A 17,805-nucleotide genomic window follows, 5' to 3' on the forward strand; every position below is an offset into this window, starting at 1 on the left:
TTATTGCCTCGATCAAGCCTTTTCTATTGCCGATCGCCGAAAACCGGTCCTACAACTTCATGGAATACCCGGCAGGCGAATGCGCCGCCAGGGAGATAGGGGAGGCGGCGATGCCGGGAATGATGAACGGGCGGATGGGCCAGGCGGGGACGTTGCGATGACCGGCGGCGACATCCGGTTGATCGTCGCCGCGCTGGCCGGCATCCTGCTCGCCGTGCTGCTGATCGTGCGTGGCCGATTGCATCCTTTTCTCGGCCTGTTGTGCGGGGCCTTTGCGGTCGGCGCTCTGGCCGGGCTGCCGCTTTCCGAGACGGCCAAGGCGGTGCAGAAGGGGGTAGGCGACATTGTCGGCGGGACGGGGCTGGTGGTCGCGCTCGGCCTGTCGCTCGGCGCGATGCTGCATCTGTCGGGCGCGGCGGCGTCGCTCGCCAGCGGCGCGCTGAGAATGACCGGCGTCAAGGCCGCGCCATGGGCGACGCTCGGCATCGCGATCATCATCGGCTTGCCGTTGTTCTTCGAAACGGGGCTTGTCCTGCTGCTGCCGATCGTGATGGCGGCCGCCGCGGCGATGCCAGAGGAAGAGGATCAGGATTATGCCAAGCTCAGGCTGATCATGCCGGCACTGGCGGGTCTGGGCGTGGTGCATGCGCTGGTGCCGCCGCATCCCGGGCCGTTGCTGGCGGTCGAGGCGCTGGGCGCCAATCTCGGGCTGACCATGCTGTATGGGATCGCCATCGCGATCCCGATCGCCATCATCGCGGGGCCGGTGCTGGCCAAGGTGGTCGGGCGAGGCGTGAAACTGACCACGCCGGTGCTGCTGGATCATCCGTTCGAGATCGCGCCGCCGCGGCACCTGGTATCGCTGTTCATCGTGCTGCTGCCGGTGGTGCTGATCGCCACGGGGGAATTGGGCAAGCTGGTGCCGTCGCTGAAAGACAACACGTTGCTGATGGCGGCGAGCAACCCGGTGCTGGCATTGCTCGTCACCAACCTCATCGCCTTGCCGCTGCTGTTCGGGCGGCGGCTGAGCGAGGCGGCGATCCAGGATGCGGTGTGGTTCGAGACGATGGGCGCGGCGGGCGCGATCCTGCTGGCGATCGGCGCGGGCGGGGCGCTGAAGCAGGTGTTGGTCACCGCCGGCCTATCGGACCTGCTCGCGCGGCTGGTGCTGATGTATTCGATCTCGCCGCTGCTGCTTGGCTGGCTGGTCGCGGTCGGCATCCGGCTCGCGGCGGGCTCGGCGACGGTGGCGACGATCACCGCGGTCGGCATCATGCCGGGCGTGGTGATGTGGTCGGACGTGTCGCCCGAACTGGTCGTGCTGGCGATCGGCGCGGGATCGGTTTTCTTCAGCCATGTCAACGATCCGGGCTTCTGGCTGGTCAAGGGCTATGTCGGCACCAGCACCGCGGATACGTTCCGCACCTGGTCGATGCTGGAGACGGTGATCTCGGTCGCCGGTCTCGCGATGGTGATCGGGCTGAGCTATTTTGTTTGATGCGCGCAAGCCGCCAGTGAGCGAGGGGCGGCTGGCCGACCGCGCCTATACGGCGATCGTGCAGATCATCAACCAGGACGCGCTGGCGACGGGCGACCGCCTGCCCTCCGAGGCGCGGCTGGCCGAGAGCTTCGGCATGTCGCGCAGCATCGTGCGCGAGGCGCTGGTGCGGCTGGCGGCCGACGGCATCACCGAGGCGCGACGCGGCGCGGGGTCGTTCGTCAAGCGGCGCCCGTCCGAACGGCTCGGCTCGCACATGCCGATGGATGCGCTGGCGCCGACCTTGGGCACGTACGAGGTGCGTTTCGTGCTGGAGGCCGAAACCGCTAGGCTGGCAGCGCAGCGGCGCTCGCACAGCCAGTTGGAGACGATCGAGAGTGCTCTGGTCGCGCTGCGTGGCGCGCTGCTGTCCAGCGCGCCGGCGCATGACGAGGATTGGGTGCTGCATCGTGCGATCGCGGAGGCCACGGCGAACCAGGCATTCGTGACGATGTTCGATCACTTGCGCGAAGAGGTGATGCGGATCCTGCGCGCCGGCGTCGACATCTCGCGCTCGCGCCCGCCGCACGTGATCGGTGCAATGATGGACGAGCATGACGCGATCGTCGATGCGATCCGCGCGCAGGATGCGGACGGCGCGGCGCTGGCGATGCGCTGGCATCTGTCGCAGGGGCGCAAGCGATTGATGCCGTGAGCGGTGGCGGGGGGCGACCGTCGGCTGACTGGCAGGCGTGCGGATCAGCGTAACGGCGCGATTGACGGAACGGTTGCGCCGCGTCTCGGTTCTAGCTGTCCTTGCGGTTCTGGCGGCGAGACGGCTCAGGAGATAATCGATGACGCAGCCGCTGGTGCCACCACCTGGACCGGTCCAACTCAGTGAAGCGCTCGAGCGTAACATCACGGCGCTCGAACGACGTCAATCGAGGGAGGCCGCTGCAGCATCGCTGGAGGACCGGGTAGCTCAGGCGATTACGGCCTTCACCGGCAGCATGCGCTTCGTGTACCTGCATTTGGTCGTCTATGCTGCCTGGATTGCGGTGAATTCGGGTATCGTGCCTGGGTTCAAGCCCTTCGACCCGAGCTTCGTGATCCTGGCGTCCGAAGCCTCGGTCGAGGCAATCTTCCTCTCGACCTTCGTTCTCATCAGCCAGAACAGGATGCAGCAGGCAGCCGACAAGCGAGCGGACCTGGACCTGCACATCAACCTGCTGGCAGAACATGAGTTGACCAAGCTCGCCATCGTCGTGAACGCGATCGCGGAGAAGATGCAGGTATCGGTTCCTGCTGAAATGAGCGAGGTCGAGCGGGACATTGCGCCGGAGGCTGTGCTGGACGAGCTGGAAGGTAGACAAAGCGACGCGGCGCACTGATTATTTGTGGTCAATCAGCTTAGCATTCTCCAACGCGCTTGGCTTCCATTCGCGAGCGCATCTCGATCTCCTTGCCCTTGCGGCGCTGTAAGGACGTTGATGTACCGACATAGCTGTCGGCCGAATACCGGCCATGAGATCTGGTCACTATGACATCGTCCGACTCGACAGCTTTGCATTCGGTCTCAAACGAGAAAGCGCCATCTTTGACATTGCTCTTTAGCACCCTGCAAAGACTTGCATCCGAGAAAGCCAATCCGGGTCCTTTAGCGGCATCTTTCGTAGCGAGGCAGATCACATGAGGCTTCCGAGCCGGTGTCGGATTGTCGTTGCGTCGACCGTCAAAGAGAGCCTCTTTCATTTGAATGCTGACTTCCCACCGTCCAGCAGAGATCGGCGTAGATGCCGGGGCGGCCGTGACCAACGACAATAATCCGAGTGCCATCTTGGCCATCGCCATCTCTCCCGCCTTTTTGATCGACTGCGTTTAGATATCAAAAGGCTGCTATCTGCTTCTGCACCCGTCGTTAAGTTCCGCTGCTATCTCGTACCTCAGACCGGCATCTCGTCTTGGTTCCTTTGACAAATACGGTCGCTCTCTCCCCGGAGCCCATCCGCGTCACGATCTTGCGCCCTTTCCACATGAACTTGAAATCAACCGGACCTTCGAGGTTACAAACTGCTCCGTTGCCTCTTGGAAGGCACATGTTCTCCAACCGGCGGTAATCCTCCACAGTAGCCGGCTCAACTGGCGTCACCCCCACACCCGTCGCCGTCGATCCCCCAATGAGAAAACGCTGTCCGAAGTTCATGGCGTTCACAGTCCAGTCGATCCGACCGTCGAGTGCCGCAGGTCGCTCGATCCCACTATCTACCGCTAGTCGCGAACAAAAATCTCCAGCTGGGATGTCAACCGACGAGGCCGTGGCTTGCCCGGTCAACACCAAGAGGGCCACACCTGCCGAGAGACGCCGCATATGCTCAATCCTTACATCTGGTGGTCACGTGTGTGCACCGCACGTATTGCAACTCAAAGTCAGCCTTCTGGGAAGCACGAGATGCCGATCGTAGATCCACTGTTGAGGGTTTAGCAGTCTGCCGGTTGGTAGCCGGGACGGCCGGAATTGGTGGAAAGCGGTCGTTCACTTTCATCGCGTATCGCGGTTGATAAATGGGGGACGACCTGACCGGCAAAAGCTATCGAGATGAGCTTATGCGCGCCGATCCGAGGCCAGACGCCGAGGAGCTTCGCCGCAAAGTCGCGGTATACCATGAATATTATCGAACTTACGGAAAGGCGAAGGAGGCCTTTCTGGACGCCCATGCCGATGATATCGAGGCGTTCCAGTTTACCGACGACGATCCTAATTTGGGATTGGCCTTAGCGGCGTTGCGCGCCTCAATGTACGATGAGCCAGACTTCCTTTTTCTAGTCGCAGCAGGGCCGTTGGAAGATATTCTGCGAAAGCCGGATCAGGATATTCTGGCAAGAGTGTTGGTCGAGGCGCGCAAGAGCGCTCGTTTTCGGTGGATGCTCACTGGCATCTTCCTTCACGCGATTCCCGACGTAGCTCGGCCCGAAATCGTTCTGGCTATCGGAACGATGACGGAAGCGGACCCAATGCCACCGAGATAAGCAAAAACTTCACCTCGGTTGCGCGGAGGTCCGCAACTGGGCATCAGCTGCCATGTCGGCGAAGACCGCGAGGCTAGCCCAGCCGAGCGCATCTTCGGGACCGCCCATCGATAGTCCACTACCAAAAGCACGGTGATCACGCCTGTTACTACCAGCGACAAGCCGTAGCTCCAGCGCTTCCAAATGCGTTGTCCGGTAGAGACGGACGGGTGCTGCACATCGCCAGACTTAACGAATGCAAGCTCGCAAGCAAGTTTAGCGTGCCATCCAACATCCAGGTCGGGCGTGTTTCCCGAAAGGCGGGTTCAGACGAGAAGGTCAGCGAAGCGCACAGTCGCATACCGGCCGCAACTCGAGGCGCTCAGGCTCCGCAGCATTATCGTTGACGCCTGAGCCCGGAAGGCTGCAAGTTGCCACCGGACTTCTGCTATGCCCTTCATCGCGGGATGGCGGCAAGGACCGCGCGCAGCTTGTCTGCCACATTCGCCGGAGACGATTGGGCATAACCCTGGCCTGCGTTTTTCCCCATGCGGAGATGGGCGCGCCGGTCCGGCTTGGGGAAGGCTTCAAGGTCCTTTTCGCCGTCGTAGAAGATCGGAAATCCATATTGGGCCGACAACGTACTATCGCGGTGCGAATAGGTCGCGAGGGTAGCATCGTCGATGGGCTTGTCACGACGAGCCAAGCTGATCGTGAGCCACTGGCCATCCGAGAAGTCGACATCACAGGTTGAGACAGTCTCCCCGCCGACCTCCCTTGGGCCGGTCAGCTCCTTTTTTGTGACGGTCGATTTCGCGATCTCGCTCAGTTTCTCTTCCCCTAACACCGTGCAGGGATCAGTAGAAGACGCCCCACCTCCGCAACCACTCAGAAAAGCAGCCGCCGTCAGCCAAGCAAAACGCATAATTCCGCCCTCCGTTTACAGGAATATCGACCGCAACAAGTTACATTGACCTTACCGAGCAAGCGTTTCGCGTCCAAACTCCTCGGAATACGCAATTGCCAACGATAGCCACAAAATGATCAGCCGTTCGACGGACCGTCGAAGATAGCTTGCCGCCGGATCGGTCTGTGAACACCCGACCTATGACAGCTTCCAAGGCGAGCATTGCGCGCGCTCAGCAACGGCAACTGGGCGTTAGCTGCCATGGCTGAGATTGGTGGATTGCGGCTATTTCGCACGAGGCGCTTCACCAATGTCCCCAATTAGGTTTAGCAATTGGTTTTAGATTTCTCACGCGAGACAAGACGAGGCGCTCAGGCGCTTGGGCATGACTCCCTTCGAGGTCAGAGCGATCCATCCTGACTGTTCCTTCCACGTCAGCAAGAAAAGCTCGATCCCAAGAATCTCCGATGGCTGGTCGATTAGCTCCTTCTCGAAGCAGTCGATCTTGGTAGCTGCCTTCAATCGCGAATGAGCCGTGTTCGCGCCGAGTCGGCGAAGCCATGACCAACGGCGAAGCGTCTTGGAAACCTGAGAAATCACGCGGCGGCAGCGTGACCAAGATGGTCACACGCCCAACAAGCCTTTGTCCATGACTAAAGGTTTGTGCGCTCCAACATTGGGCAAGCCGCTCGGGCGGCGTTCGCCCGCAGGAGCCCAGTTCGAGCATCAGAATTATAAGAACGAAGCAGCGCATTGGCCACTTATCTGCCACCGCAGCCATGTCGGCAACGGGGCGTTTGCTAACTCGCCGGTTTTGGTGGAAGCTTCACCGTAACTCAAACTTGCCGCCAGGCCCTACTGCCCGGTTCAGGCATTGCCACGACCCAGTCGAGCACGTCGGTGCACGATTCCTCCGCTGAGCGTGACGCCGGCAGGATCAAGGCATCCTCGTCTGCACCCGGCCGTTCCAGCGCGGCGAACTGGCTGTCGAGCAAGGTCGCTGGCATGTAATGCGCGGTGCGGGTGGCGAGCCGCGCGGCGATCTCGTCGTGGGTGCCGTCGAGCAGCACGAACCGCAGCGGGACGCCGGCCGCCGCCGCCAGACGCTCGCGATAGCTGCGTTTGAGCGCGGAACAGGCGGCCACCGCGATCCCGTCGCGCGCCACCGCCGCGCCGATCGTGCCCCCGAGGCGATAGAGCCAGGGCCAGCGGTCGGCATCGTCGAGTGGATGGCCGGCGCGCATCTTGGCGATGCTGGCGGCGGCATGGTAATCGTCGCCCTCGATCGCCGGGCAGCCGAGCCGCTTGGCAAGGCAGGCGGCGAGCGTCGATTTGCCGCTGCCGCTGACCCCCATGGCGATGATCGCGGCGGGCGGCAGTGCGTTCCGGTCGTGTGCGTGCACCGCGCATCCTTGCGTGTCGGGACGGTCTCCGACGAGACCGAATGGTCGGCTGCTATCGGGCGTGCATCGTGGCCTGACCATTACGACCTTTGTCGCGGTCGTGCCGGGTGTCGCCCAGCGTCTATTCGGCATAGCATGGACATGATCCGGCATTTATCGACCTGGGCGAGGGCAGCATGATGGCACGACGGGCGCAGCGTATCGGGTGGGGCATCGCGGCGCTGACGGCCATGGCCATCGCGGCACCGGCCTGGGCAGGGCCATCGGCCTTGGCCGCGATGCCTTCCGATCCCAGTGCGATCGTCGCCAAGGGCGTCGGCGATGGCGTGGCGGACGATACCGCCGCGATCCAGGCGGCGATCGACGCTGCGGGCAAGCCGGGTGGCGGGATCGTGTTCCTGCCGGCGGGGCGTTATCGATTGAGCCGGACGCTGTACATGTGGCCCGGCGTGCGGCTGTTCGGGGTGGGCAAGACGCGCCCGGTGTTCGTCCTAGCACCCGCGACCAGCGGCTTTCAGCAGGGCGTGGGCAGCATGATCTTCTTCACCGGCAACCGGCCCGGCGGCGCCGCGCTGGGGCCGGGCGGGAAGGTTGCCGCGCCACGCGTGCCGGTCCCGCCGCCGACCAGCGTGCCGTTCGACGCCAACATCGCCGACGCCAATTCCGGCACCTTCTATTCAGCCATGTCAAACGTCGATTTCGAGATTGGCGCGGGCAATCCCGCCGCGACCGCCGTGCGCTTCCATGTCGCGCAGCATGCCTATCTCAGCCATATCGACTTCCGCTTGGGATCGGCGCTGGCCGGGATCTACCAGGTCGGTAATATCGGCATGGACCTGCGCTTTTATGGCGGCCGCTATGGCATCCTGACCGAGAAGACCTCGCCCGCCTGGCAATACACCTTGCTCGATTCCACGTTCGACGGGCAGCGCGATGCCGCGATCCGCGAGCATGAGGCGGGGCTGACCTTGGTCAATACCGTGATCCGCAACGTACCGGTCGGGATCGAGATCGACCGCGGCTATGGCGACTGGCTGTGGGGCAGCCGGGTGAGGTTCGAGAACGTGTCGCAGGCCGGCGTGATCATCAGCAACGAAGGCAACAGCTACACGCAGATCGGTTTCCAGGATGCGACGGCAAGCGGCACGCCAGTGTTCGCGCGCTTTCGCGACAGCGGAAAGACCATCGCCGGAATGGGCCCGCGCTACCGCGTGAAGGAGTTCACCTACGGCCTGACGCTGCCCTCGCCCGGCGCGAGCGGCACGTTCGCGACGCGCATGGATGCCGCGCCATTGGCGGCGTTGCCGCGCCCCGCGGCGCCGGCGATCCGCGCGTTTCCGACCGTATCAGCGTGGCGCGACGTGCGCTCGCTCGGGGTCAAGGGCGACAATGTCAGCGATGATACGGCGGCGATCCAGCGCGCGATCGATACGCACCGCGTGCTCTATTTTCCGGCCGGCTTCTACCGCGTGACCGACACGTTGAAGCTCAGGCCCGACAGCGTGCTGATCGGCCTGCATCCGAGCCTGACGCAGATCGTGCTGGCGGACGACACGCCTGCTTACCGCGGCGTCGGCGCGGCCAAGGCGCTGATCGAGAGCGCCAAGGGCAGCGATGCGATCGTCACCGGGCTGGGGCTGTTCACCGGCGGGATCAATCCGCGCGCGACCGGGATGCTGTGGCGCGCCGGTGCCGCCTCCCTGGTCGACGACGTCAAATTCCAGGGCGGGCATGGCACCAGCCTGGCCGATGGCAGCCGCTTCGACCCATACAACGCGAACCACACGGCAGATGTCGATCCGAAGAAGCGCTGGGACGGGCAGTATCCCAGCCTGTGGGTCACCGATGGTGGTGGTGGCACGTTCAACGGGCTGTGGACGCCCAACACCTATGCCCAGGCCGGGCTGTACGTGTCGAACACCAGCACGCCGGGGCACGTCTACCAGATGTCGGCGGAGCACCATGTGCGCGCCGAGATCGTGCTGGACGGGGTGCGCAATTGGGAGTTCCTGGCGCCGCAGACCGAGGAGGAAGCGGGCGAGAGCCGCGCGACCGTGGCGCTGGAGGTGCGCAACTCACACGACATCCTGTTCGCCAATTTCCATGGCTACCGGGTCACCCGCTCGCTCCAGCCGGCGCCGGCGGCGATCAAGCTGTATAATTCGAGCGGGATCCGGTTCCGCAACGTGCATGTGAATGCCGAGAGCGGCTTTTCCACCTGCGACGACAGCGGCTGCGACACCTATCTGCGGGCCAGCAAATACCCGTACGAAAATGCGATCCAGGACGTGACGCGCGGCGCCGAGGTGCGCGAGCGGGAGTTTGCGGTGCTCGACATCGGCGATGCGTCGGCGACTGTCACACCGTCTCTGGCCCCGGTGCGCAAGCTTTCCGACGGCTTCTATTCGATCGGGGGCGGGGCAGTGGATGCGGCAGGCAAGCTGTACTTCATCGATCGACAATTCCACCGCATTCATGGCTGGTCGGACAAGGACGGTCTGTCGATCGTCGCCGACGCGCCGCTCGACCCGGTGAACCTGGCGGTCGATCGTTCGGGCAAATTGCTCGTCCTGTCGTCGGCCGGGTCAGAAGCCACCGTCTACAGCATCGATCCCGGCAAGCCGCAGGAGGTGCGGCTGATCGCGCCGACGCCGACCGCCGAGCGGCGCGGCGCGCGGGTGGCGCTGCCCGGCAGCTTCTGGAACAATGGTGAGTTCCGCGACCAATACGATCCCGCCGCCGACCGCTTCACGACGCTCAACGAAATGATCGCGCGCGACATGAGCGCGGCAAAGTCGCGCGAATATGTCTCCCCCGATGGCAGCCTCGTGCTCCCGGCCTACCGCGTCTGGCAACAAGGCCCGACCGATCATCTCGGCTGGCGTTTTTCCGATACGCTCGACACGTACGGCTTCGTTACCGGTACGTTGGGCGAGCGGGTCTATCTCGCCAACGGGTCGGAGAACCGCACCTATAGCGGCCTGCTCGGCGCGGGTGGCGTGGTGACCGACCTGAAGCCGTTCGCTGCGCGCGGTGGCGAGAGCGTCGCGGTCGGGCCGGACGGGCGCGTGTACGTCGCCAATGGGCAGGTGTTCGTCTACGGCGCGGACGGGCGCGAACAGGGGCGGATCGACGTACCGGAGCGCCCGTTGCAACTGCTGTTCGGCGGCGCGGATGGGCGCACCTTGTTCATCCTCGCGCACCATGCGCTGTATGCGGCCCAACCATAGGCCTTCCCCCGCGACCATGGTCGTAGATGATGGCGCGTGCGCGATCCGGTAGAGACACGAGAATCAACGGCGCAGCGGCTCGCAAGAAGACGCACGCGCCATCAGGAAGGGATGATGATGGGTATCGTATCGACCGATCGCCGGCTGCTGGCGGCTTTGCGCGGTAGCGCTATCAGTTCCGCAGCACTGGCCACTGCCTTGATGGTCACGCCGGCGGCTGCACAGACAGCGCCCAGCCAGACCGCAGGCGTGCCCGACTCCACGCGCTCCGCCGATCTCGCCGCGCCAGATCAGTCGATCAATCCGCAGACCACGGTCGACGGCAATGCCGATCCGGAGCCGGAGCCGACGAGCAGCGCCGAAGTGGTGGTCACCGGCACGCGCATCCGCACCAGCGGGTTTGCCGCACCCACGCCGACGACGGTCATCGGCGAGGACCAGATCCTGAAGAACGCGCAGCCCAACATCTTCAACACGATCGCGCAATTGCCCTCGCTGCAGGGCTCAACTGGCGCTGCCACCGGCACGTTCAGCACGTCGAGCGGCACGCAGGGGTTGAGTTCCTTCTCGCTGCGCGGTCTGGGGGCGATCCGCACGCTGACCCTGCTCGACGGCCAGCGTGTCGTCGGCGCGAACGTGACGGGGGTGCCCGATATCAGCATGTTCCCGCAATTGCTGGTCAAGCGGGTCGACGTGGTGACCGGTGGTGCATCTGCCTCCTACGGTTCGGATGCGGTCGGCGGCGTGGTCAACTTCATCACCGATACGCGGTTCGAAGGCTTCAAGGGCAATGTCCAGGGCGGCATCACCAATTATGGCGACGACGAACAAGCGCTCGTTCAGGCGGCGGTGGGCAAATCCTTCTTCGACGATCGTCTGCACGTCATCGTAAGCGGCGAATACGATCATGAAGACGGCGTCGGCCCGGGCGACTTCGGCACCGATCTGGCCAAGGGCCGCGACTGGTATCGCGCCAGTACGCTGATCAACACCGGGCAGCTTTCCAGCGGCTCGCCGCAATATCTCTACCGCGATTTTGCGCAGCCCTACCAATATTCACGCTTCGGCCTGATCAACAACGGGCCGCTGCAGGGCATCGCCTTCGACCAGAACGGGACGCCGTTCAATTTCAGTTATGGATCAGGCGGGCAGCCGACGGGCACCGGCACGGTGACCGGTTGCTACTCGTCGGCCGCTTTCTGCATCGGTGGCGATCTGTCGGGCGCCCCGGGCTCCGGCGCGTCGCTCAAATCCTCGCTCGAACGGATCAACGGCTTCGGGCGGATCGGCTTCGACTTCGCCGAGAATAACGAGCTCTATTTCACCGCCAACATCGCGCAGGTGAAGACCGCCAACAATCCCAGCCCGGGCTATAACCGACCAAGCCTGACCGTGCAGTGCGCCAACCCGTATCTGCCCCAGCTGGTGCGGGACCGCTGCACCACCGCTGGCATTACCTCGTTCAGTTTCGGCACGAGCAACGCGAACTTCCCCGATCCCCGGGTGCAGACCGATCGCCGGCAATATCGCTTCGTCGTCGGCGCGGCGGGCAAGTTCGATGCCGCGGGGACCGACTGGACCTACGACACTTATTATCAGCACGGCGTCACGCTGTCGGACATCGATGTCGACGATATCGTGTTGCAGAACCGTTATGTGGCCGCGACCAACGCGATCACGCTGAACGGCGCGATCGTCTGCGCGGACGCCGCGGCGCGCGCGGCGGGATGCCAGCCGATCAACATCTTCGGTGGCGCAGCACCCTCATCGGCGGCGCTGGCCTATGTCACGCCCGAGAACGGTCCGTTCCAGCGTACCAAGCTGAAGCAGGACGTGGTCAGCCTGAACTTCTCGGGCGAGCCGCTCAACCTGTGGGCAGGGCCGCTCTCCGTGGCGTTCGGCGGCGAGTACCGCCGGGAGTTCTACCGCGTGACCGGCGATCCCTATGGTGCCGGCGTGACCGCCGTCAGCCCTAACAGCGCCGACTATCCGGCCGATCCCCTGCTCAACGCCACGCAGGGCAGCAACTGGGCGGCGGGCAATTACAAGAACGGCAGCGGCAAGTATGACGTGTACGAAGGCTTTCTCGAGCTCAACCTGCCGTTGTTCAAGGGCGATGGGGTGGGTACCGCGAACCTGAACGGCGCGGCGCGCATGACGCATTACAGCACGTCGGGCACGGTGTGGGCGTGGAAGGTCGGCGGCACCTGGGAAACGCCGCTCGACGGCGTGCGACTGCGCGTCGTCACCTCGCGCGACGTGCGTGCGCCGAACCTGTCGGAGTTGTTCGCCGCGCCGACCGTCACCACGCTGCCGAACTTCAACAATCCGTTCGCCAATGGTGGCACTGGCGGCGCCGTGCAGGCGTTCCAAAACACGATCGGCAATGCCGATCTGAAGCCCGAAATCGCCCGCAACACCGAAGTGGGTATCGTCTGGGCCCGGCCGTCCTTCCTGCCGGGGCTGAGCCTGTCGCTGGACTATTACAACATCAAGCTGAGCGGCGTGATCTCGACCTTGTCGGCGCAGCAGATCGTGCAATTCTGCAAGGACGGGCTGCAGGAGTTCTGCGGCGGCTTCGTGCTGGACAGCCCGACCCAGGGCGGCAATTTCATCAACGTGCAGCCGTTCAACCTCGCTTCGTGGAAGACCGATGGGTTCGACATCGAAGCGAGCTATCAATGGAACCAGCCGCTCGGCCTGCCGGGCAATTTCACCGTCCGGGCGCTTGGCACGCATGTGCGCAAATTCCTCGTCAATGCCGGGATCGCCGGTGTCGCCACGGTGGATCAGGCCGGCGCCAATACCGGCAACACGCCGGACTGGAAGTGGCTGGCGACGCAGAGCTACGACAATGACGCGTTCAGCTTCACGCTGCAGGAGCGCTGGTTCTCCAACGGCGTGTTCGGCAACCAATATGTCGTCTGCACATCATCCTGCCCGGTCTCGGACGGCCAGCACCCGACGATCGACTATAACAAGATGAAGGGTGCCTTCTATCTCGACGTCAGCGGATCGGTGAACATCACCAAGGGGGTCAGCCTGTACGGCAAGGTGGACAATGTGTTCGATCACGATCCGGCACCGGCACCGCAGACCAATACCGGGCTCGACGTCAACCCGGCGCTCTACGATACGCTGGGGCGGATCTATCGTGTGGGCGTCCGCGCGCGGTTCTAGGGTTTTGGGGGCGGGGAGCGGTCGCTACCTTCATACCCGTCACCCCGAACTTGTTCGGCAACTATCTCTTTCAGACATGGTTCGTCATCCCCGCGAAGGCGGGGATCCATAGTGGCGGGCTTAGCGAATGAAATGCAGACGTTCGAGTATATGGGTCCCCGCCTACGCGGGGATGACGGCGAATTACTTGTTCGAAGGGTATAACCGCCAACTTGTTCCGGGGTCCTGCCGCACGCTCTGCGTCCCAAGCGCATCGGCATGGCAAGCCGCCTGGTGGACCCCGGAACAAGTCCGGGGTGACGGCTTGGTTGATGCATGCCTCATGTTTTCCCGCTTTCGCGGGGGAACTGGAGGAGGCAATGCAACGCGTCTTTCAGCGTCGGTGCAGCGCACCTGAATTCGAACCACCCTCTCACCCGTCGCCACAGCGGTGCTCGCCATGACGCGGCGGCACGCTATGGTGACGTATCGGCGCCTATCGCCGGCCAAGATCCGTCAGGGGAAAGATATGCCGCCCATAGTCCACGCTCTACTTGCCGGAGCCTCGGCGCTGCTCCTCACCGCCGCGGCGGATGTGCCGGTCCCGGCCGCCGCTCCGGTCGTCAAGATAGCGTCCGGCAGCCTGCGCGGGCAAAGCAGGGACGGCGTCACTGCCTTCAAGGGCATTCCGTTCGCGGCGCCGCCAGTCGGGCCGTTGCGCTGGCGCGCGCCGCAGCCGGCCGCGCGCTGGGCAGGGGTGCGTGATGCGCGTGCTTACGGCCCGGATTGCATGCAATTGCCTTTCCCAAGCGACGCGGCGCCGCTCGGCACCGCGCCGGCCGAGGATTGCCTCTATGCCAATGTCTGGCGACCGGCGGGTGCGGCGCGGAAATTGCCGGTGATGGTGTGGATCTATGGCGGCGGCTTCGTCAACGGCGGCGCCTCGCCGCCCACCTATGCTGGTGCGGCGTTGGCGAAGCAGGGCATCATGGTGGTCAGTTTCAATTACCGCATCGGCCGCTTCGGCGCCTTCGGGCACCCGCAATTGACGGCCGCCGATGCCGATCGCGGGCAGCTGGCAAACTATGGCTATATGGACCAAATCGCTGCCTTGCGCTGGGTGCAGGGCAATATTGCGGCGTTTGGCGGTGATCCGGCCAACGTGACGATCATCGGCGAGAGCGCTGGCGGCATGTCGGTGCACGCGCTCGTCACCTCGCCGCTGACCAAGGGGCTGTTCCAGCGCGCCGTTGTGCAGTCCGGTGGGAATGCCGCATCGGGTGGCAAGACGCTGGCGACGGCGGAGGCCGCGGGTGTCGCCTTCGCGCAGGCGCGCGGCATCCAGCCGGACGATCCGCAGGCGCTGGCGAAGCTTCGCGCACTGACCGGAGCGCAGGTGGTGGACGGGCTGAACCTCGCATCGATGGGGCAGGCGGGTGGCAGCTATAGCGGCCCGGTGGCCGACGGGCGGATCGCGGTCGATGCACGCGCGGCGTACGAGGCGGATCGCTTCGCGCACGTGCCGGTGATGATCGGCGCGACCAGCGACGATATCGGCGGCGCGGACGGCTATATGATCACCGGCGCGCGCGACGTCGCCGACCTGCTGGTGCGCAAGAACGTGCCGGTCTTCTACTATCGCTTCGATTATGTCGCCGGATCGGTGCGCACGCCCGCAACCAAGGGTGCGTCGCATGCCAGCGACATACCGTTCTTCTTCGATACGGCAGCGATCAAATATGGCGCACAGACGACGGCGGCGGACTTGGCCGCCGGGCGGACGGCGAGCGGCTATCTGGTCAATTTCGTGAAGACGGGCAATGCGAACGGCGCCGGCCTGCCGACGTGGGCGGACCATGCGAGCGCAGGCCATCCGATGCTGACGCTGACGGCTGCGGGCGGCGCCAGCCTGGCACCCGCGCCCGCGATCGCGACCACCAAGTAAATGAGGATGGACCGAATGGACGATGCTGTGAGTGCGCGGTTCGCGCCGAGCCGGCGGACGGTGCTGGGGGCAGGGCTGGCGCTGGCCGGCAGCGGTGCCTGGGCAGCGTCGCCCGTCGTGCCGCGTATCCGCCGCATCGCGTCGGCGTTCGACCGCATGGTCGCGCCCGGCGCACGGATCGAGGTGATCGCGACCGGCATACGCTGGGCCGAGGGGCCGGTATGGGTCGAGAACGGGCAGTATCTGTTGTTCTCGGATCCGCCCGCCAACATCGTGCGCCGGTGGCGCAAGGGCGCGGCGGCGGCGCCGTTCCTGTCGCCGTCGGGCGCGGGCGGCACCGATCCCAAGTTGATCCGCGAGCCTGGCGCTAATGGCCTGTCCCTGGATGCCGGGGGCAAGCTGTTGATCGCCAATAGCGGTGGGCGGTCGCTCGACCGTCTCGATCTCCGCACTCGCCGACGCGAGGTGCTGGCAGATCGCTATCAGGGCAAGCGCTTCAACAGTCCCAACGACATGCATGTCGCGCGCAGCGGCGCGATCTACTTCACCGATCCGCCCTACGGCCTGGAAGGGGGCGATGCCTCGTCGCTCAAGGAACAGCCGGTCAACGGCGTCTATCGCCGGCTGCCGGATGGCACCGTCGAATTGCTCGAGGGGACCCTGACGCGCCCGAACGGCATCGCTTTGTCGCCCGACGAGCGGCGGCTGTACGTGTCGGTATCCGACGAAGTGTCGCCGCGCATCATGGTCTATGATCTCGACGCCGCGGGCCGGCCGCTTGGTGGCCGTGTATGGCTCGACGCCAAGCCGATGCAGGCCGGCGGCGCGCCGGGCCTGCCCGACGGCATGAAGGTCGCGCGCGACGGGACGCTCGTCTGTTCGGTGCCCGGCGGCATGATGTTCCTGTCGCCCGAGGCCGAACCGCTGGGGTTGATCTCGACCGGCGCGCCGATCGCCAATTGCGCGTTCGGGGAGGGCGGCCGCGCGCTGTTCATGACCGCCAACGACCGTATCCTGCGCCTGCCATTACGCCCCGGCTGGCAGGGCTGAGCTCAGCGTGCGGGCAGCTTGGTGCCGAGCAGCACCAGCCGCTCGCCGCTGATGCCGAACCAGTGCGGCACGCCCGCCGGGATCAGCATGACGTCGCCCGGCCCGAGCGCTCGCGTGGTGCCGCCGGTGATCCGCGCACCCTCGGTCAGGTCCGGCTTGGTCACGGTCGGCTCGACCAACGTCCCGCCCGAGACCAGCGTGCCGCGCCCGGCAATGACGATGGCATATTCCGCCTGGTCCGGATGCACCGCCGGGCGCCCCCGCTTCTTCCAATATTCGAGCGCGGCGACCGTCTTGCCGTCGCGCACCAGCGGCTGCCACGCAAAGCCCTGGCCCGGCTTCATGCCCTTGGCCATGGCGGCAACCTGCGCCGTCACCTCGGCACTGCCGGCAAAGCTGGTGGGATCCGCGACGGTCTGCGCCTGTACCGGCGCCACGACGGGCACCAGCAGCGCGAGTGCCAGCACCCGGCTCATGTGCGCCGGTCCAGCCGGATCGTGCGCCCCTCCCGTGCGGAGCGGTAGATCGCCTCGACGATGCGCATGTCGCGCAGGCCTTCCTTGCCCGACACGATCGGCTCGCGCCCGGTGCGCACCGATTGCGCCATGTGGTCGAGCTGCCCGGCGAACTGCGTCTTGGCGGGCCCGGGCGGCGGGGTCACTTCGCGCTCGCGCCCGTCCTTGCCCAGCCACATGTGATTGCCGTCATAGCGCGTCGCCGGCTCGAGCTCGATGCGGCCCTTGTCGCCCATCAGCAGGATATGGTTCTGGTTGGCGCTGTACATCGACTGGCAACTGGCGATCGCGCCCGACGGGAATTCCAGCGTCCAATCGATTATGTCCTCGACCTCGGTGAAGCGCGGATCGCGGCGATCGGTGGATTCCCGCGCGGTGACCGCGATCGGCTCCTCATTGGTCATGTAGCGCGCCGCCTGCAGGCTGTAGACGCCCATGTCCATCAGCGATCCGCCACCCGACAGCGCGCGCTTCAGCCGCCACACCGACGGATCGCGCTGGACGAAGCCGTGTTCGGAGCGGACATAGCGGATCTTGCCCGCTTCCCCGGCGCGCGCCAGCCGCATCGCCTCCAGGTTGAACGGCTCGAAATGGCAGCGATAGCCGATCATCAGCTTGCGGTTGGCTGCCCTGCACGCCGCGATCATCGTCTCGCATTCCGCCACCGACACGGCCATCGGCTTTTCGCACAGCACGTGTTTGCCGGCGCGAGCGGCACGTACGGTATATTCGGCGTGCATCGAATTCGGCAGGCAGACATAGACGATGTCGACGTCCGGATTGTCGCGGATCGTGTCGAACGTATCGTACGAGTAGATCGAGCGTTCGGGCAGGCCATGCTCGGCGGCGACTCGCCTGGCCTTGGCGGGATCGCCGCTGACCACCGCCGCCAGCCGGCTGTGCGTGCAATTGGCGAATTGCGGGATGATCACCTTCAGCCCGTAGCCGCCCAGGCCGACGATGGCATAGCCGAGCGGGCGATCCGGCGTGGCGCGTGCGAGCGCGCTCGATCCCACCACCATCGAGGCCGCGGAAATCAGGATATCGCGTCGTCCAAATTCCATGACAATCCTCCCTTGTTTATCCTGTGACCGCTGCCGCGGTCGGTATGGC

At 64.8% G+C, this 17,805-nt stretch carries 13 protein-coding genes; 8 read left to right on the forward strand and 5 right to left on the reverse strand.

The window, feature by feature from the left end; genetic code table 11:
• Positions 1 to 157 precede the first annotated feature (157 nt).
• From NV382_RS17985 to NV382_RS17995, 3 genes are all read left to right on the forward strand, one after another.
• Complete coding sequence (locus NV382_RS17985) at positions 158 to 1,498, forward strand: GntP family permease (RefSeq protein ID WP_260598153.1); 1,341 nt, start codon at positions 158 to 160, stop codon at positions 1,496 to 1,498.
• A gap of 16 nt (positions 1,499 to 1,514) precedes the next feature.
• Positions 1,515 to 2,192, forward strand: a complete 678-nt coding sequence (locus tag NV382_RS17990) for a FadR/GntR family transcriptional regulator (protein WP_260600472.1) — start codon at positions 1,515 to 1,517, stop codon at positions 2,190 to 2,192.
• Positions 2,193 to 2,331: 139 nt separating this feature from the next.
• Positions 2,332 to 2,868, forward strand: coding sequence for a DUF1003 domain-containing protein (locus NV382_RS17995; protein WP_260598154.1), 537 nt, complete (start codon positions 2,332 to 2,334; stop codon positions 2,866 to 2,868).
• A 19-nt stretch (positions 2,869 to 2,887) separates the two neighbouring features.
• Here NV382_RS17995 and NV382_RS18000 read toward each other — a convergent pair whose 3' ends face one another.
• Entirely contained in the window at positions 2,888 to 3,322 is a 435-nt protein-coding gene (locus NV382_RS18000) for a DUF3617 domain-containing protein (protein ID WP_260598155.1), read from the reverse strand.
• A gap of 717 nt (positions 3,323 to 4,039) precedes the next feature.
• Between NV382_RS18000 and NV382_RS18005 the strand changes: the two genes are divergently transcribed.
• A complete protein-coding gene (locus NV382_RS18005) occupies positions 4,040 to 4,504 on the forward strand; it encodes a DUF6869 domain-containing protein (RefSeq protein WP_260598157.1) in 465 nt (154 codons plus the stop codon).
• A gap of 436 nt (positions 4,505 to 4,940) precedes the next feature.
• Here the strand turns inward: NV382_RS18005 and NV382_RS18010 are convergent, their stop codons facing one another.
• Both NV382_RS18010 and NV382_RS18015 read right to left on the reverse strand, forming a co-directional pair.
• Entirely contained in the window at positions 4,941 to 5,408 is a 468-nt protein-coding gene (locus tag NV382_RS18010) for a hypothetical protein (RefSeq protein WP_260598158.1), read from the reverse strand.
• Positions 5,409 to 6,226: 818 nt separating this feature from the next.
• Complete coding sequence (locus NV382_RS18015; protein WP_418066709.1) at positions 6,227 to 6,793, reverse strand: gluconokinase; 567 nt, start codon at positions 6,791 to 6,793, stop codon at positions 6,227 to 6,229.
• Between the two features lie 179 nt (positions 6,794 to 6,972).
• On the opposite strand from NV382_RS18015, the gene NV382_RS18020 reads away from it, so the two are divergent.
• The 4 genes from NV382_RS18020 (at position 6,973) to NV382_RS18035 (ending at position 16,177) form a co-directional block, all read left to right on the forward strand.
• Positions 6,973 to 10,023 (forward strand): glycosyl hydrolase family 28-related protein, encoded by a 3,051-nt coding sequence (locus tag NV382_RS18020; protein ID WP_260598159.1) that lies wholly within the window; start codon positions 6,973 to 6,975, stop codon positions 10,021 to 10,023.
• Between the two features lie 114 nt (positions 10,024 to 10,137).
• Entirely contained in the window at positions 10,138 to 13,203 is a 3,066-nt protein-coding gene (locus NV382_RS18025; RefSeq protein ID WP_260598160.1) for a TonB-dependent receptor plug domain-containing protein, read from the forward strand.
• 508 nt (positions 13,204 to 13,711) lie between these two features.
• Positions 13,712 to 15,127 (forward strand): carboxylesterase/lipase family protein, encoded by a 1,416-nt coding sequence (locus NV382_RS18030; protein WP_260598161.1) that lies wholly within the window; start codon positions 13,712 to 13,714, stop codon positions 15,125 to 15,127.
• A 15-nt stretch (positions 15,128 to 15,142) separates the two neighbouring features.
• The gene (locus NV382_RS18035; protein WP_260598162.1) at positions 15,143 to 16,177 is read left to right on the forward strand and encodes an SMP-30/gluconolactonase/LRE family protein; all 1,035 of its coding nucleotides are present in this window, start codon (positions 15,143 to 15,145) and stop codon (positions 16,175 to 16,177) included.
• Between the two features lie 2 nt (positions 16,178 to 16,179).
• Here NV382_RS18035 and NV382_RS18040 read toward each other — a convergent pair whose 3' ends face one another.
• Positions 16,180 to 16,653, reverse strand: coding sequence for a cupin domain-containing protein (locus NV382_RS18040; RefSeq protein ID WP_260598163.1), 474 nt, complete (start codon positions 16,651 to 16,653; stop codon positions 16,180 to 16,182).
• Complete coding sequence (locus NV382_RS18045; protein ID WP_260598164.1) at positions 16,650 to 17,756, reverse strand: Gfo/Idh/MocA family protein; 1,107 nt, start codon at positions 17,754 to 17,756, stop codon at positions 16,650 to 16,652. Before NV382_RS18045 ends, NV382_RS18040 begins: the two co-directional genes overlap by 4 nt.
• Positions 17,757 to 17,805 lie beyond the last annotated feature (49 nt).

This window comes from Sphingomonas endolithica, from assembly GCF_025231525.1.
GTDB lineage: Bacteria > Pseudomonadota > Alphaproteobacteria > Sphingomonadales > Sphingomonadaceae > Sphingomonas > Sphingomonas endolithica.

Coding starts and splice junctions, on each gene's coding strand:
- NV382_RS18020 (WP_260598159.1), top strand. CDS start 6,973: ATGGCACGACGGGCGCAGCGTATCGGGTGGGGCATCGCGGCGCTGACG.
- NV382_RS18045 (WP_260598164.1), bottom strand. CDS start 17,756: ATGGAATTTGGACGACGCGATATCCTGATTTCCGCGGCCTCGATGGTG.
- NV382_RS18040 (WP_260598163.1), bottom strand. CDS start 16,653: ATGAGCCGGGTGCTGGCACTCGCGCTGCTGGTGCCCGTCGTGGCGCCG.
- NV382_RS17995 (WP_260598154.1), top strand. CDS start 2,332: ATGACGCAGCCGCTGGTGCCACCACCTGGACCGGTCCAACTCAGTGAA.
- NV382_RS18005 (WP_260598157.1), top strand. CDS start 4,040: ATGGGGGACGACCTGACCGGCAAAAGCTATCGAGATGAGCTTATGCGC.
- NV382_RS18030 (WP_260598161.1), top strand. CDS start 13,712: ATGCCGCCCATAGTCCACGCTCTACTTGCCGGAGCCTCGGCGCTGCTC.
- NV382_RS18035 (WP_260598162.1), top strand. CDS start 15,143: ATGGACGATGCTGTGAGTGCGCGGTTCGCGCCGAGCCGGCGGACGGTG.
- NV382_RS18010 (WP_260598158.1), bottom strand. CDS start 5,408: ATGCGTTTTGCTTGGCTGACGGCGGCTGCTTTTCTGAGTGGTTGCGGA.
- NV382_RS18000 (WP_260598155.1), bottom strand. CDS start 3,322: ATGGCCAAGATGGCACTCGGATTATTGTCGTTGGTCACGGCCGCCCCG.
- NV382_RS17985 (WP_260598153.1), top strand. CDS start 158: ATGACCGGCGGCGACATCCGGTTGATCGTCGCCGCGCTGGCCGGCATC.
- NV382_RS18025 (WP_260598160.1), top strand. CDS start 10,138: ATGATGGGTATCGTATCGACCGATCGCCGGCTGCTGGCGGCTTTGCGC.